Source organism: Pseudomonas khavaziana, assembly GCF_036704165.1.
Lineage (GTDB): Bacteria > Pseudomonadota > Gammaproteobacteria > Pseudomonadales > Pseudomonadaceae > Aquipseudomonas > Aquipseudomonas khavaziana.
In genome coordinates this window covers 602,194-617,839 of record NZ_CP129946.1, presented here as the reverse complement: position 1 = coordinate 617,839, position 15,646 = coordinate 602,194, and the positions used below count along the sequence as shown (strand labels likewise).

General features: G+C 60.9%; 11 protein-coding genes. 1 reads left to right on the top strand and 10 read right to left on the bottom strand.

All coding sequences use genetic code 11. From position 1 onward, the window contains the following. Positions 1-8: 8 nt before the first annotated feature. From QYQ93_RS02695 to hutC, 5 genes are all read right to left on the bottom strand, one after another. Positions 9-974: an ABC transporter substrate-binding protein gene (locus tag QYQ93_RS02695; protein ID WP_043047274.1), complete on the bottom strand. Its 966-nt coding sequence runs from the start codon at positions 972-974 to the stop codon at positions 9-11. 69 nt (positions 975-1,043) lie between these two features. Next, positions 1,044-2,489, bottom strand: a complete 1,446-nt coding sequence (locus QYQ93_RS02690) for a cytosine permease (RefSeq protein ID WP_338476270.1) — start codon at positions 2,487-2,489, stop codon at positions 1,044-1,046. Between the two features lie 130 nt (positions 2,490-2,619). Further along, positions 2,620-4,308 carry a urocanate hydratase gene (gene hutU, locus QYQ93_RS02685; RefSeq protein WP_241194027.1) on the bottom strand — a complete coding sequence of 563 codons (1,689 nt, stop codon included), beginning with the start codon at positions 4,306-4,308 and terminating at the stop codon, positions 2,620-2,622. Positions 4,309-4,710: 402 nt separating this feature from the next. Then, positions 4,711-5,271 (bottom strand): HutD family protein, encoded by a 561-nt coding sequence (locus QYQ93_RS02680; RefSeq protein ID WP_043047277.1) that lies wholly within the window; start codon positions 5,269-5,271, stop codon positions 4,711-4,713. Continuing rightward, positions 5,268-5,978: a histidine utilization repressor gene (gene hutC / locus QYQ93_RS02675; protein WP_206425755.1), complete on the bottom strand. Its 711-nt coding sequence runs from the start codon at positions 5,976-5,978 to the stop codon at positions 5,268-5,270. The genes QYQ93_RS02680 and hutC overlap by 4 nt, the downstream gene beginning before the upstream one ends. Positions 5,979-6,125: 147 nt before the next feature. Here hutC and QYQ93_RS02670 point away from each other — a divergent pair, with 147 nt between their 5' ends. Continuing rightward, positions 6,126-7,490, top strand: coding sequence for a formimidoylglutamate deiminase (locus QYQ93_RS02670; protein ID WP_338476269.1), 1,365 nt, complete (start codon positions 6,126-6,128; stop codon positions 7,488-7,490). A 111-nt stretch (positions 7,491-7,601) separates the two neighbouring features. Here the strand turns inward: QYQ93_RS02670 and QYQ93_RS02665 are convergent, their stop codons facing one another. The 5 genes from QYQ93_RS02665 to QYQ93_RS02645 form a co-directional block, all read right to left on the bottom strand. After that, complete coding sequence (locus QYQ93_RS02665; protein ID WP_014716529.1) at positions 7,602-8,171, bottom strand: lipocalin family protein; 570 nt, start codon at positions 8,169-8,171, stop codon at positions 7,602-7,604. A gap of 30 nt (positions 8,172-8,201) precedes the next feature. Next, positions 8,202-8,456 carry a lipoprotein gene (locus tag QYQ93_RS02660; RefSeq protein ID WP_043047281.1) on the bottom strand — a complete coding sequence of 85 codons (255 nt, stop codon included), beginning with the start codon at positions 8,454-8,456 and terminating at the stop codon, positions 8,202-8,204. Between the two features lie 176 nt (positions 8,457-8,632). Then, positions 8,633-9,643, bottom strand: coding sequence for a class 1 fructose-bisphosphatase (locus QYQ93_RS02655; protein ID WP_034117301.1), 1,011 nt, complete (start codon positions 9,641-9,643; stop codon positions 8,633-8,635). Positions 9,644-9,738: 95 nt separating this feature from the next. Continuing rightward, positions 9,739-12,816, bottom strand: a complete 3,078-nt coding sequence (locus tag QYQ93_RS02650) for a DUF2339 domain-containing protein (protein ID WP_338476268.1) — start codon at positions 12,814-12,816, stop codon at positions 9,739-9,741. Between the two features lie 205 nt (positions 12,817-13,021). Continuing rightward, on the bottom strand, positions 13,022-15,472 hold the full coding sequence (locus QYQ93_RS02645) for a glycogen/starch/alpha-glucan phosphorylase (RefSeq protein WP_338476266.1): 2,451 nt from the start codon (positions 15,470-15,472) through the stop codon (positions 13,022-13,024). Positions 15,473-15,646 lie beyond the last annotated feature (174 nt).

Sequence of the window (15,646 nt, the reverse complement as noted above, 5' to 3'; positions counted from 1 at the left end):
TACTTGACCTACAAGGCCGCGTCGATTTTCTTGGCTGCGTCGTCGCTCACCCAGGCGTGCCAGACTTCAGGATGTTCCTTGAGGAAAATTTTCGCCAGTTTTGGCGACTCGATGCGCTCCTTGGCCATGCGCCCGAGGTTCTGGTTCAGCAGGTCGATGGGCAGGTTGACCTTTTCCAACACGGCCACCAGTTCCGGGGCTTGCTCGTGGAAGGTCTTGGACAGGCCGACCTTGATGTGCACGCTCTTATCCACGCCGGGCTTTTCTTCCAGCTTGACCAAATCCACCTGGCCCATCAGCGGCGTCGGCGACCAGTAGTAGAAGAGGATCGGCTCGCCGCGCTTGTAGCTCGACAGCACCGCCGCATCCAGCGCCGGGCCGGTGCCTGGGCGGAAGTTGGTGTAAGTGCTTTCCAGGCCGTAGCTCTTGAGCATTTCGCTGTTGTCCAGCTCACAGGTCCAGCCGGCCGGGCAGTTGTAGAAACGGCCCTTGGAGGGTTCTTCCTGGTCCTTGAACACCGAGGCGTACTTGGCCAGGTCGGCGATGTTTTTCAGGTCCGGGGCCTTGGCTTCCAGCTTGCGCTTGGCGTCGCCTTCGATCACATAACGCGGCACGTACCAGCCTTCCACCGCGCCGACCACCGGGGCACCGACGCCGACGACCTTGCCGGCCTTTTCGGCCTTGTTCCAGACTTCACTGCGGCCTACCCACTCCTCGGCGAATACCTGGATGTCATTGCTGCCCAGGGCGTTTTCCATGGTGATGGAGTTGCCCGGCAGGCTGTCGGTTTTGCAGTCGTAGCCTTTTTCCAGCACGGTTTGCAGGATGTCGGTGAGCAACATGCCGCTTTCCCAGTTCAGGCCGGCGAATTTCACCGGTTTGCCGGATTCGCACCAGCCGGCCGCCTGGGCGCCGGCGCTTGTCAGCAAGCCCACTGAGAACAAGGTAGCCAGCAAGGTCTTATTCATAGTCATTGTTGTGACGCTCCCAATCATGAAATGGATTACGGCAGTCAGTAGGCGTCCTGCCCTGTCCACGTCCCATCAGGCTTGTGCAGCCAGCCCGCTTGTTGTGGGTAAAGCGCCCTGCTCTTTTGGCAGGATCAGGTGATCAGGTACCGTGCCGTGCCATTTTTTCGCACACACGTAATACAGGGCCGCCGGCAGTACCAGGCCGATGATCCAGGAAATATCCACGCCCCCCAGAGCGGCCACCAATGGGCCGGTGTAGAACTTGGTGGCGATGAACGGCAGCTGCACCAGCACGCCGAAGACATAGACGCTGATACCCAGCAGGTTCCAACGCCCATAGCGGCCGTTCGGGTCGGCCAGTGCCGGCACGTCATAGCGCTCGCGGGTGATGCAGTAGTAATCCACCAGGTTGATCGCACTCCAGGGCGTAAAGAACGCCAGCAGGAACAAGATGAAAGACTTGAACGCACCGAGGAACGAGTGCTGGCCGAGCAACGCAATCAGGGTGGCCGCACCAACGATCGCCAACACGAACATCAGGCGCTGCAGCCGCGTGACCTCCAGGCGACCACGGAAACCGCTGACGATGGTCGCAATGCACATGAAGCTGCCGTAGGAGTTCAGCGTCGAGATGGTGACCTTGCCGAACGCGATGCTGAAATACAGCAATGCAGCGGTGGCGCCCGTGCCGCTCAGGCCCACGATATAGGCCACTTCATGACCGGCGAACTGCCCGTTGGACATGGCCGCGGCAAACACGCCGAGGACCATCGCCACCTGCGCACCGATGACCGAGCCCGCGCCAGCGGCGAGAAAGGTTTTCACCGATGAGGTCTGGCTCGGCAGGTAACGCGAATAATCCGCCACATACGGGCCGAAGGCGATCTGCCAGGATGCCGCGAGCGACACGGCCAGCAGAAAACTGCTCCAGCTGAAATGGCGGATCTGCAAAAGCGCGCCAACATCGGTCTGGCTCATCAGGCGACTGAACAAGTAGACAAAGGCAATCACGCCAATGACGCTGGCGACACGACCGATGAAATGGATCACCCGATAACCCAACACGGTGACCAGCACGATGACACTGGCGAAGATCAGGATGCCGACACTGTCGCTGACTCCAAACAACTGCCCCAGCGCCTGACCCGACAACACGGTGCCAGTTGCGGTGAAACCCAGGTACATCAAGCACACCAGCACGATCGGGATGGCCGCGCCATACACGCCGAACTGCACCCGGCTGGAAATCATCTGCGGCAGGCCAAGCTTGGGGCCTTGGGCCGCATGCAAGGCCATGACCCCGCCGCCAATCAGTTGACCGACCAGCAGGCCAATCAACGACCAGAACACATCACCGCCCAGCACCACAGCCAGGGCCCCGGTGACAATCGCGGTGATTTGCAGGTTGGCGCCCATCCACAGGGTGAACTGGCTGAATAGACGACCGTGTCTTTCCGCTTCCGGGATGTAGTCGATCGAGCGCCTTTCGATCAACGGGGTGGTGTCATTCGCAGCCATGTTGTTCAACCTCTGATGGATTGTTCGATGCTTTTCTGTAGGAGCGAGCTTGCTCGCGAAAAATGTACATTCAACGCAGCGAGGCGCCTGGAATACCTTCGCGAGCAAGCTCGCTCCTACAATAGGTGCGTCAGCCAGTGATCATCGGCAGGTTCAGACCCTGCTCTTTAGCGCAATCGATAGCGATCTGATAACCCGCATCCGCATGACGCATCACCCCCGTCGCCGGGTCGTTATGCAGCACTCGCGCAATGCGCTCAGCTGCTTCGTCGGTACCGTCACACACGATCACCATGCCCGAATGCTGGGAGAAGCCCATGCCCACGCCGCCGCCGTGGTGCAGCGAAACCCAGGTCGCGCCGCTGGCGGTGTTGAGCAAGGCGTTGAGCAGTGGCCAGTCGGATACGGCGTCGGAGCCGTCCTGCATGGCCTCGGTTTCGCGGTTCGGGCTGGCGACCGAGCCGGAGTCCAGGTGGTCACGGCCGATCACCACCGGCGCAGAAAGCTCGCCGCTGCGTACCATTTCGTTGAAGGCCAGGCCTAGCTTGGCGCGCTGGCCCAGGCCAACCCAGCAGATGCGTGCCGGCAGGCCCTGGAAGCTGATGCGCTCGCGAGCCATGTCCAGCCAGTTGTGCAGGTGGGCGTCGTCGGGGATCAGTTCTTTGACTTTGGCGTCGGTCTTGTAGATGTCCTGCGGGTCGCCGGACAGTGCAGCCCAACGGAACGGGCCGATGCCACGGCAGAACAGCGGGCGGATATAGGCTGGTACGAAACCCGGGAAGTCGAAGGCGTTTTCCACGCCTTCTTCTTGAGCCATCTGGCGGATGTTATTGCCGTAGTCGAAGGTCGGGATGCCTTGTTTCTGGAATTCCAGCATGGCTTTGACGTGCACGGCCATCGACTGCTTGGCGGCCTTGATCACGGCGGCGGGCTCGGTCTTGGCGCGGGCGCGGTATTCGTCCCAGGTCCAGCCGGCCGGCAGGTAGCCGTTAAGCGGGTCGTGGGCGCTGGTCTGGTCGGTGACCATGTCCGGGCGTACACCACGCTTGACCAGTTCCGGCAGGATTTCGGCGGCGTTGCCCAGCAGGGCGATGGAGATAGCCTTGCCTTCCTTGGTGTACTTGGCAATGCGCGCCAGGGCGTCGTCGAGGTCGGTAGCTTGCTCGTCGACATAACGGCTGCTCAGGCGGAAATCGATGCTGACCTGCTGGCATTCGATGTTCAGCGAGCAGGCGCCAGCCAGGGTTGCCGCCAGCGGCTGAGCACCGCCCATGCCGCCGAGACCGGCGGTGAGCACCCAGCGGCCGGTGAGGTCGCTGTTGTAATGTTGGCGGCCAGCTTCGACGAAGGTTTCGTAGGTGCCCTGAACGATGCCCTGGCTGCCGATGTAGATCCAGCTGCCGGCGGTCATCTGGCCGTACATGGCCAAGCCCTTGGCATCCAGTTCGTTGAAGTGTTCCCAGCTGGCCCAGTGCGGCACCAGGTTGGAGTTGGCGATCAGCACACGGGGCGCATTGCTGTGGGTCTTGAACACGCCGACCGGTTTACCCGATTGAACCAAGAGGGTTTCGTCGTCGTTCAGGTTGGTGAGGCTCTCGACGATCTGGTCGTAGCACTCCCAATTGCGCGCCGCACGGCCAATACCGCCGTACACCACCAGTTCTTTCGGGTTCTCGGCCACTTGCGGGTCGAGGTTGTTCATCAGCATGCGCAACGGCGCTTCAGTCAGCCAGCTTTTAGCGGTGAGCTTGTTACCGCGGGCGGCGCGGATTTCGACGTCACGGTATTTTGTAGGCCTAGCTTTCGAAAAATCGGTCACTGCTGGACTCCTCGGCATGATGCGCGAACATGGATGGTGCGAAGGAGAGTCTTACGCACACATCTTTACTTGTATGTACAAGCATATGCAATCGAGCGGCCAACTCTTTGAGTGAGCCCTGCAGATTTTTTTCGAAGATGAGCAAAAGCCTTGAAAATAAAGGCTTCAAAGCTTGATGAAATTTCTTACGGAAAGGTTTTGCGGCTACGAGGATTGGTCACGACAGCGCAGCTTTGCGTCACGCTGGGGCATTAAGTAACAAATTGGTGCGCAGGCTGGAAACAGATCTATGGATCACACAAAACAAAATGTGGGAGGGGGCTTGCTCCCGATAGCGGTTTATCAGTCACCTATCAATTGACTGAACCACCGCTATCGGGAGCAAGCCCCCTCCCACATTTTTTAACCGCGTGCGGTCAGTTCGATCAGGCAGCAACGGCCGGTGACCGATATATCCAGCAGGCCAACATTACCGTCTACTTGCAGGCAATCGTGATGGCCGAGCTTCTCGCCCAACACCTTCACTTCATCCGCCACGCTGAACACCAGCACTGTCTGCGCCGTGCTGAAAAACCGCTGCACGCCATCCACCCACTGCAAGCGCGCGTGATAACGCTCAGGCGAATAGATCAGGTTGAAATCGCGGATTGGCCCGGTAATCAGGCGGCACGTCACTTGACTGTCTCCCTCGAACGCGAACGGCTGCAACGGTAACAACCCGCGCTGCTCCTCACCGTCCACGGTCAGCACCATGCCAGCACCCTTGATCACCGTAATCACGCGCTGGTAACCGGCGAACGTGGAGAATTCGCCCGATTCGGCAATATCGGCAATCGACAGGCGCCAGCCAAATCCATCCAGGCCAGTGCCCGCATCACGGGTGATCTCTTCGGTACTGCCGCCGCCGTTTTTCCACGGCATGCGCACGTAGTCGGCGGCGCGCCAGATCTTGACTTCACTCATTTGCTGAAACGTCCTTCGAGGCTGTGACGGGAACCAGGATGGATCAACCGCGCAGCGGTCACCGGCTGGCGACCCGACCAGGTGCGGCGACGAATCAACAGGCACGGCTCGCTCGGCTCGATCTGCAACAACTTGCACTCAGCGGCGTCGGCAAGGATCGCCTCAACCACGTGCTCGCCCTCGGTCAATGGCGCGACCTGATTCAGGTAGGCATAGGGGGTTTGCTGGGTGAAGTCCTGCTGCAAGTATTCCGGCGCAACCAGGGCGTTGACGAAACGATCTTCGATTTGCACAGGAATGTCGTTCTCGTAATGCACGATCAACGAATGAAACACCCGCCCGCCTTCGCGCATCTCCAGGGCCACGGCACGCTCGGAACCGGCGGCTTCTTCGCCCAGGGTGATGACCTGGCACGTGTGCCGATGCCCGCGGGAGGCAATTTCATCGGCGATGTTGTGCACTTCAAACAGCGCGGACTGGCTCTTCGGCTCGGCGACGAACGTGCCGACCCCTTGCATGCGCACCAACATCCCTTCGGCGGTCAGTTCGCGCAGCGCGCGGTTGATGGTCATTCGGCTGAAGCCCAACTGGCTGACCAGCTCGCTCTCCGACGGCACGCGGTAGTGGGGCGGCCAGTTGCCGTTGAGGATCTGCTGGCTGATCATCTGTTTGACGCGGGCATACAAGGGCGCCGGACTTTCGTCCATGTGGGCAGCCAGCGAAGACTTGGCGGGCGGAGTCGGCACAGGGAATCCTTGCAGGGGGAAAAGATGCATAGATTGCCGGAGTTTACCGAGCAGGCAAACGTCTGTATATGTATATACAAATAAACACACGACCGGGGTGCCTTGATCATGTCCGCCTTCTTTGCCGAACGCGCGCTGCTGCCTAATGGATGGGCCAACGATGTACGTCTTGAAGTCAGCGCCGATGGCCTGCTGACCCAGGTTGAGCCCAATGCCAGTGCAGACGCTGCCGAACGGCTCAGGGGCCCGGTATTGGCGGGCATGCCGAACCTGCATTCCCATGCGTTCCAGCGCGCCATGGCGGGCCTGGCCGAGGTGGCCGGCAACCCCAATGACAGTTTCTGGACCTGGCGCGACCTGATGTACCGCATGGTCGGCCAGATCAACCCCGAGCAATTGCAGGTCATCGCCCGCCAGCTGTATATCGAAATACTCAAGGCCGGCTACACCTCGGTGGCCGAGTTTCATTACGTGCACCACGATGTCAGCGGCGAGCCCTATGCCGACCGTACCGAACTGTCGCGCCAGATCAGCCTGGCGGCCGCCAGCAGCGGGATCGGCCTGACGTTGGTGCCGGTGCTTTACACCCACTCTGGATTCGGCGGCCAGGCGCCGAATGAAGGGCAGCGCCGTTTTATCCACAGCACCGAGAGTTACCTGGACCTGCAAGCACGCTTGCAGCCAATTCTGGCGGCACAACCTGCGCAGCAACTGGGCCTGTGTTTCCACTCGCTGCGCGCCGTTACACCGCAACAAATCAATGAAGTCCTGGCGGCCAGTGACAAGACTTGCCCGGTGCATATCCACATCGCAGAGCAGCAAAAAGAAGTCGACGACTGCCTGGCCTGGAGCGGCATGCGTCCATTGCAGTGGCTGTATGACAATGTCGAGGTGGATGAACGCTGGTGCCTGGTGCACGCCACCCATGCCGACCCCGATGAAGTGACACGCATGGCCAAGAGCCGGGCGATTGCCGGTTTGTGCCTGACCACCGAGGCAAACCTGGGCGATGGGATTTTTCCGGCGGTGGATTTCCTCGCCCAGGGTGGACGCATGGGTATCGGGTCCGATAGCCATGTGTCACTGAGCGTGGTGGAAGAATTGCGTTGGCTGGAATACGGCCAGCGCTTGCGCGATCAACGGCGTAATCGCCTGTATCGCAGTGATCAGCCGATGGTTGGGCGCACGCTGTTCGATGCTGCGCTGGACGGTGGCGCACAGGCGCTGGGCCAGCCGATTGGTCGTTTGGAAGTGGGTAAGCGTGCGGATTGGATCGTGCTGGACGGTAACGATCCGTACCTGGCCACCGCCAATGAGGATGGGATTCTCAACCGCTGGTTGTTCGCCGGTGGCGATCGGCAGGTGCGCGATGTGCTGGTCAATGGCAAGTGGGTGGTGCGGGACGGGCGGCATGCCGGTGAAGAGGAAAGCAGCCGGGCATTCACCCAGGTCTTGAAGGCTCTGTTGGGCTAACGGCCAACACCTAACAAATGTGGGAGGGGGCTTGCTCCCGATAGCGGTGTATCAGTATCAGATGTACTGGCTGACATACTGCATCGGGAGCAAGCCCCCTCCCACATTCAATTACTGCGAACTCTTGGCCATTTGTTTATCTGAAGTACGCCAGATCAACCGCGTAGTGTCATACCCCTGCTGCCGCGCCCTACTGAGCAAGTCTTCACGGGTATCGGCGCTCACCGTCGGCGTGCGCGACAGGATCCACATATAGCGCCGGCTCGGGCTGCCGACGATGGCGGTCTTGTAGTCATCGCTCACATACAGCACCCAGTAATCGCCCTTGGCGACGCCCGGCAGCAGTGACGTGAACCAGTTATTGAATTCGACCCAAAGCTTGTCGGTCTTGCCGGGCACTTGCGGTGTGGCCGTGCCTTTGGCTTCCTGCCACTTCCACTCAGGTGTCAGGCAGCGGTTGAACACCGACATGTCGCCATCGGGCAGCAAGGTATAGCGCGCTTCGGATTGCGCGCAGTTGCGCTGGAAGTACATGGGCAATCGGGCCAACTCATACCAGGTGCCCTGGTACCGCTTGAGGTTGACGTTACTTGCCGTCTTGGGTTGCAGATCATCGCCAGAATGGCTGGCACAGCCCGCCAAAAACAGGCTGGCGCAAAGGAACAAAACAAAACGCATCATTCTTCTTCTCCCGCAGGCTCGCGCCCCGGTTTACTTCAGGCCTTGCCCGGAAAACATCAGAACTTTGTCACCGGCGTACTGCACGCTGATAAAGCTGTTTTTATCGCCCCAGGTGCAGCTGGACATGCCCAGTGCGCCGGAACAATCGGTTGGCTTGCCCAGCAGCGACTCCACCTCGGCCTTGGCCATGCCGGCTGAGAGCTTTTGGTAGTTTTCTTGGGTGACCTTGCTGCAAGCGGCTAAGAGCACGCAAAAAGCCAGCAGGGCGAGACGGCGTAAAGACATGGAAAAGCTCCTGGAGAGACAAAGCAGCTGGGGTATCTGCCAGAAGCTTAGAAGGGAAAAGAGGTGTCTGGTTCCCGACGAGCGAAAACAAAAAAGCCCCGCAAACGCTGAAACGTTTCGGGGCTTCTTCAAGGGTGAACGGCCTCACAACACGGCGGATAATTTATCGCCGTGTATTACTTCTTGTGGTAGCCGGTCACTCGCTCAACTTCTTCCTTCGAACCCAGGAACACCGCCACGCGCTGGTGCAGGCCTTCGGGCTGGATATCGAGGATACGCTGGTGGCCATCGGTGGACGCACCGCCCGCCTGCTCGACCAGGAACGACATCGGGTTGGCTTCGTACATCAAACGCAGTTTGCCCGGTTTGGAAGGCTCGCGGCTGTCACGTGGGTACATGAACAGGCCGCCACGGGTCAGGATGCGGTGCACATCGGCCACCATCGCAGCAACCCAGCGCATGTTGAAGTTCTTCTTCAACGGGCCTTCTTCGCCTTCCATCAGCTCGTTGACGTAACGTTTCACCGGCTCTTCCCAGTGACGCTGGTTGGACATGTTGATCGCGAATTCCTGGGTAGAGGCAGGAATCGAAATGTCTTCGTGGGTCAGCACAAAGCTGCCCATCTCGCGGTCGAGGGTGAAGCCCTTGACGCCGTCGCCCAGGGTCAGCACCAGCATGGTCTGCGGGCCGTAGATCGCGTAGCCGGCAGCCACCTGCTCAGTGCCTGGCTGCAGGAAGGCCTTTTCGTTCAGCGCTTCGTTCTGGCTCAGGTATTCGCTAGGGCAACGCAGTACCGAGAAGATGGTGCCGACCGGTGCGTTGATGTCGATGTTGGACGAGCCGTCCAGTGGGTCGAATACCAGCAGGTACGCGCCTTTCGGATATTTGCCCGGGATCTGGTAGGCATTGTCCATTTCTTCGGACGCCATGCCAGCCAGGTGACCGCCCCATTCGTTGGCTTCGAGCAGGATCTCGTTGGAAATTACGTCGAGTTTCTTCTGCACTTCGCCCTGCACGTTCTCAGTGCCCATGCTGCCCAGCACGCCACCCAGGGCGCCTTTGGACACGGCGTGGCTGATTTCCTTGCAAGCACGCGCCACCACTTCGATAAGGAAGCGCAGATCAGCAGGCGTGTTGTTGCTGCGGGTCTGCTCGATCAAATAGCGACTCAGGGTAACGCGGGACATGGACGGCTCCGGAAAATAGGGGGCTGAAAACCCGCGCAGTTTAGCGCGAGTCGAGGTGTATTTCCTCTAATCAGAGGATTTAACTCCAATAGAGTTCACGGCTCGCCCGCAGGCTCGGCCCGCTTGGGCGGCAGCGGTGCGAAATACCCCACCACCAGCAACAACCCACCCACGCCGATGAACGACACGATCCGTGCCAGGCCGCCGCGGTTACTCAACTCGACAAAGAACAGCTTGGCCACCACCACCGCAATCAGCACCGCACCGACCAGCCATACTTCGCGACGATGGCGCAGGTGACCACCGATCATCAGGCTCAGGGCAATCAGGGTCCAGACAATCGACAAGCCCGCCTGAACCCGCATCGACTCCAGCAGCGCCTCCAATTGAAATGGCACAGCGCCCCAATGGTGGGCGGTGCGCATCACCAGCGCGGTAAAGAAAGCAAACAACGAGGCACCCACCACCGCCTGGGCGATCAATGTCACTTGCAGACCACGTTGCGCCGCCACGCTGTGCGACCACAGGTACACCCCGAGCAACGCAAACAGCAGGCCCAGGTCCAGCGGGCTGATCAGCGGCACGTAGGGCAGCGGCCTGGCCGTGCCGTCGCTGAATATATTTGCCAGCCAGAACCAACCCAGCATCAGCACGGCCAGGGGCAGCGCGGCCACCACACGGTACTCATGCGGGCAGGCCGACACCGGCCACGGCCAGGCACGTGGCGCAGCCGCCAGCACCAGATACAGGCTCGGCAGGAGCGCCCAACCCAGCCAGCGCCAGGCGCTGTATTCGCTCGACAGCAGCATCAGGCCGTAGCGCAGCTCCAGCGTCAGCACGCCGATCAACATCCAACAGCCGAGCACATGGGCAACACTCAGCGCTCGCTGCGGCACCAGCGACGCCAGGCGGCGCAGCGAAACGAAGTGCAGCGCGAAAACCGCCGCCCACGCCATCCCGGCGAGGTTGGCCGCCGGGTGGTGGTACTCATTCCATGTGCCGAGCAGCACCATACCGACAACCGGCATCAGCAAGGTGCACACCACCCCGAGCGCCACCCAACGCAGGCGTAGCGCCAGCCAGCACCACATCCCCGTGCTCAGCGCCGCTGCCGCATATAACCAGGTTGCGTGCCAATCCGTCGGGGCTGAGCGCCACACTTCGCCGAGCACGGCCAGCCCCCACCACACCACGCCCCAGCCCAGCAGCAGTTTGGAGCCGCGGGTCGATTGCTGCTGCCGCAAACTCCAGGCACTGGCCATTGCGGCCAGGGCGATGATCATCGGAGTGTAGAAATGACTGCCCGGGTCGAGCGCAAAGCTGATGCCGCCGAGCAGTTGCACGGCCACGGCACAACGCACCCAAGCCTGCGAACCGAGCCGCCGGCCTGCCCACGCCGTCACCAGGCCGGCGAACGACCAGCCGATGACGCTGCCCTGGGTCGACCACAGCAACGGCGCCAGCAGATATCCACAGCCCAGGCCGAGCGCCGCAAGCCACGGCGCGCCTTTACGTTCCCAGGCGCGGGCGTGCTCAGGCGCGGCTTTGTGGACCTGATAGAACGTGAACAGCAACGCTGCGCCTAGCAACAGCGCACTCAGTGCAGGTCCCTCCAGCAGCGTGTCTGTACCGGGGCGCAACTCGCTGAAAAACGCCAATGCCGAGCCCAGCTGCAGCAACAAGGCAAATCCCCGCGCCAATAGTCGCTGTTGGCGCAAGCCGAGCCAGAAGATTCCGGCACCCTCCACTGCCCAGGCCGCCGTGGTCCAACGCGCATCGAGCCCCAGGGGAATCGCCAGGCTGGCGAAAATCACCCCAAGGGCCAGGCAGGTTTGCGCCAGCAACAAGGTACGCCCGCCACTCAGCCAGCGCGCCAGGGCCATGTAAAGAATGCCCAGCGCCAAGGCACTGAACGCTGCGGCAAATTCCAGGTGCTGTACCAATGCGAACTGCAACCCAAAGCCCACCAACGGCGGACCGAACAGCAGGCTGCCGTCGACATAATCGCCTTTGGCCGCCGACCAACGCAGCCATGCGCCACGGCTGTCATCCTCGGGCGCATCGGCCATCTCGTGCAATTTGCGCCGGGCAAACAACAAGCCTACGGCCAGGTACATCAGGAAAAATACAATCAGGAACGGCTCAGTGCTCCACAACATGTCCGGCGTATAGGCACGCACACCCCAGGCGAAGCCGATACCGAAAGTGCCGACAAAGCCGATCAGGTTGAGTGGGCGCCAAGCCTTGAACCAGGCGATGGCAAGGATGCCGGCATTGAGCAGGGCGAAGTAGCTGAACAACGTCACATGGCTGCCGGCACCGGTAGACGCCAGCAGCGGCGCAGCAAAACCGCCCAGCGCGGCCGCGCAGGCCAGGCCCAGCGCATCTTGGGTGAGCGCCAGAATCGCGGAAAACACGGTGACGACCACCAACAGGCCAAACGCCGTGCCCGGGTCGATCAACGGGTGCAAGCGCATCGCGGCGAATACCGTCAGGTAAAGTACTGCAATCCCGGCGCCTTGCAGCATCAGGCCGTAATTGCGGTTACGCCGCCGCAACCACCAACCCAGGCCCAGCAGGCCGATGGCAGCCGCCGCTACCCCGGCGTACCGCAGCTGGATCGGCACCACCATGCCTTCCGTGGCGTAGCGCAACAGGAACGCCAGGCCAAGGAACAACAGCACCAAACCGACACGCAGCACGGTGTTGCCGCCGAACAACCAATTGCGTGCAGCGGTAATGGCGCGTTCGATCAGGTTGGGGCTGCGTAGTGGTTCAGGTGGGCGGGGCGTGGCATTGGGCGCCCAGGCGTCATCCGGTAGCGGCCGGCTCGGCTCGGCAATCATGGCCACAGGCGTCAATTCAGCAGGCAGCTCCCAAACCAGTTCGGACGGTTTGGCGACAGGTGCCGGCTCAGGTAAAGGGGTTTGCGCTGCAACGTTGCTGGTCGGCGTGGGCACTTCCAGCTGCCGCAGGCGCTCGCCCAAGGCTATCAGCGCCTTCTGCGTGGTTTCCAACTGACTGGCCTGCTGCTGCGCCTGGGCCGACAACTGCGACAAGCGAAGCGCCTGGCCGATGCCCAACCCAAACAATGCACCGATACCCGCATCGCTGAACGACTCATCGAGCACCCAGCCGAGTACCAGGCCAATCAGCATGAAAATCCATTGCATGGTCGATATTCCCTGAGCGAACCGAAGGCCAGTATATCGACGCAGAAGCAATGTGGGAGGGGGCTTGCCCGCGAAGACGTCAGCCCAGCAAACATTGATGTTGGCTGACCCACCGCTATCGGGAGCAAGCCCCCTCCCACAGGGGACCTGCGCTTAACTGACGGGCATTAGGGCAAGCCCCCTCCCACATTTTGTGTTGCGGTGTTCAGTCGAGGGCTTTCCAGATCTCGGTGGCGTATTCGCGGATGGTACGGTCCGAAGAGAACCAGCCCATCCTTGCCGTATTCAGCACCGCCGAACGCCACCATTCCTTGGAATCATGCCAATGCGCCTCGACCCGTGCCTGGGCATCCCAGTAGGAGTCGAAGTCGGCACACACCAGGAAGCGGTCGTAGTCGATCAGCCCGTCGATCAGGCCGACATAACGCCCGGGATCATCCGGCGAGAACACCCCGCCGCGGATCGCTTGCAGCACGTCGCTCAAACGATGGGACACGGCGATGTCCGGCCCGGCGTTGAATTCTCCGGCGTGCTTGCGCGCTTCCACCTGCTGGGCACTGAGGCCGAAGATAAACATGTGCTCGGCGCCGACACGCTCGTGCATCTCCACATTGGCGCCGTCCATGGTGCCAATGGTAAGCGCACCATTGAGGCCGAACTTCATGTTGCTGGTGCCTGACGCCTCGAAACCGGCCGTGGAGATCTGCTCCGACAAGTCCGCCGCCGGGATGATGCTTTCCGCCAGGCTGACGTTGTAGTTGGGCAGGAACACCACCTTGAGCAAACCGCGCACGGTCGGGTCGTTGTTGACGGTGCGGGCGATGTCGTTGGTCAGCTTGATGATCAGCTTGGCCTGGTGGTAGCTGGCCGCAGCCTTGCCGGCGAAGATTTTCACCCTTGGCACCCAGTCGACCTCGGGTTCGGCACGAATCGCCTGGTACAGGGCCACGGTGTGCAGCAGGTTGAGCAGTTGGCGCTTGTATTCATGAATGCGCTTGACCTGCACGTCGAACATCGCCGCCGGGTTGACCGCGATGCCCAGGCGCTCATGGATGATCTCGGCCAGTGCACGCTTGCTGTGCAAGCGCTGTTCGGCGAAGGATTTGCGGAAGGTCTGTTTCTCGGCGAAGGTTTCCAACTCCGTCAGGCGGGTTTCCATGCTATCGAGAATGTCCGGGCCCAGGGCCTGCACCAGCATCTCGGTCAACTTGGGGTTGGCCTGGTAGAGCCAGCGGCGGAAGGTGATGCCGTTGGTCTTGTTGTTGATCCGTTCGGGGTAAAGCTTGTGCAGTTCGGAGAACACCGTGCTGCGCATCAGCTGGGTATGCAAGCCGGACACGCCGTTGACGCTATGGGAGCCGAGGAACGCCAGGTTGCCCATGCGCACGCGGCGGCCGTTGTCTTCTTCGATCAGTGATACGGCGCGCAGTACGTCGAAGTCGTGGATGCCCTTGGCGCGTAGCGAGTCGATGTGCTGGGCATTGATCAGGTAGATGATCTGCATGTGCCGGGGCAACATGCGCTCCATCAAACCTACAGGCCAGGTTTCCAGTGCTTCGGGTAGCAAGGTGTGGTTGGTGTAGGAAAGCGTTTCGACGGTGACGTCCCACGCGGCTTCCCACGGAATATCATGCAGGTCGACCAGCTGGCGCATCAATTCGGCCACGGCGATGGACGGGTGGGTATCGTTGAGCTGGATGGCGGCGTGTTCGCCCAGGCTCAGCACCGAGCCGTGCATGTTCTTGTGGCGGCGCAGCAGATCCTGCAGTGAAGCGGAAACGAAGAAATATTCCTGGCGCAGGCGCAATTCCTGCCCGGCTTCGGTGCTGTCGGCCGGGTACAGCACGCGGGAGATGCTTTCGGCGCGGGCCACTTCGGCGACGGCGCCCAAGTGGTCACCGGCATTGAAGCGCTCCAGATGCAAGTCTTCCACGGCCCGTGCACGCCACAGGCGCAGGGTGTTGACGCTGGCGCCGCGCCAGCCGACTACCGGTGTGTCATAGGCTACTGCGCGTACGGTCTCGTTGGGCGACCACACCTGGATCATCTTGCCGGAGGCGTCCGCAATAGTTTCGACACTGCCGCCAAAGCCGATCGGGTAAATCACCTCGGCGCGCTCAAACTCCCACGGGTTGCCAAAATCCAGCCAGCGCTCGGTTTGTTCCTGCTGCCAGCCGTCGACGATGGCCTGGCGGAACAGACCGTGCTCATAACGGATGCCATAACCGTGGCCGGCAATGCCCAGGGTCGACATGCTTTCCATGAAGCAGGCGGCCAGGCGCCCCAGGCCACCGTTGCCGAGGGCCGCGTCGGGCTCCAGCAGGCGAATGCGTTCCAGGTCGACGCCCAGTTCGGACAAGGCTTCGCGGGCGATTTCCAGCACGCCTAGGTTGCTCAGGCTGTCGTAGAGCAAGCGGCCGATGAGGAATTCCAGGGACAGGTAGTAAACGCGCTTCTGGCCTTTGCGATAAATACGCCGCGTATGGTCCATCCAGTGATCGACCATCTGGTCGCGAGCGGCCAGGGCAATGGCTTCGAACCAGTCGTGGTCGAAGGCGTGATCCGGGTCCTTGCCCACCGCGTAGGTGAGTTTGGTCAAGACAGCATCGCGGAATGCGGCTACCTCTGCTTCTCGTGCAAGTGGTTCCTGAGACATCAGTTGCGACCTCGGGCGAGATAGAAGGAGTTGCTAGAGCCTAGACGCTCTGACACACGGCGCCGGCTCTGGTTCGTCAGTTTTTTAACTCATTCACTGTTAAAGGGATTAGATGCAGGGGTCGTGCCCGAACGCCACCGAAGATGAAAAACCTGAAAATATTGTTCAAAAAAT

Excerpts from the sequence above, each read along its gene's own strand:
- QYQ93_RS02695 (WP_043047274.1), bottom strand. The coding sequence starts at position 974 with ATGACTATGAATAAGACCTTGCTGGCTACCTTGTTCTCAGTGGGCTTG.
- QYQ93_RS02690 (WP_338476270.1), bottom strand. The coding sequence starts at position 2,489 with ATGGCTGCGAATGACACCACCCCGTTGATCGAAAGGCGCTCGATCGAC.
- QYQ93_RS02680 (WP_043047277.1), bottom strand. The coding sequence starts at position 5,271 with ATGAGTGAAGTCAAGATCTGGCGCGCCGCCGACTACGTGCGCATGCCG.
- hutC (WP_206425755.1), bottom strand. The coding sequence starts at position 5,978 with ATGGACGAAAGTCCGGCGCCCTTGTATGCCCGCGTCAAACAGATGATC.
- QYQ93_RS02670 (WP_338476269.1), top strand. The coding sequence starts at position 6,126 with ATGTCCGCCTTCTTTGCCGAACGCGCGCTGCTGCCTAATGGATGGGCC.
- QYQ93_RS02665 (WP_014716529.1), bottom strand. The coding sequence starts at position 8,171 with ATGATGCGTTTTGTTTTGTTCCTTTGCGCCAGCCTGTTTTTGGCGGGC.
- QYQ93_RS02660 (WP_043047281.1), bottom strand. The coding sequence starts at position 8,456 with ATGTCTTTACGCCGTCTCGCCCTGCTGGCTTTTTGCGTGCTCTTAGCC.
- QYQ93_RS02655 (WP_034117301.1), bottom strand. The coding sequence starts at position 9,643 with ATGTCCCGCGTTACCCTGAGTCGCTATTTGATCGAGCAGACCCGCAGC.
- QYQ93_RS02650 (WP_338476268.1), bottom strand. The coding sequence starts at position 12,816 with ATGCAATGGATTTTCATGCTGATTGGCCTGGTACTCGGCTGGGTGCTC.
- QYQ93_RS02645 (WP_338476266.1), bottom strand. The coding sequence starts at position 15,472 with ATGTCTCAGGAACCACTTGCACGAGAAGCAGAGGTAGCCGCATTCCGC.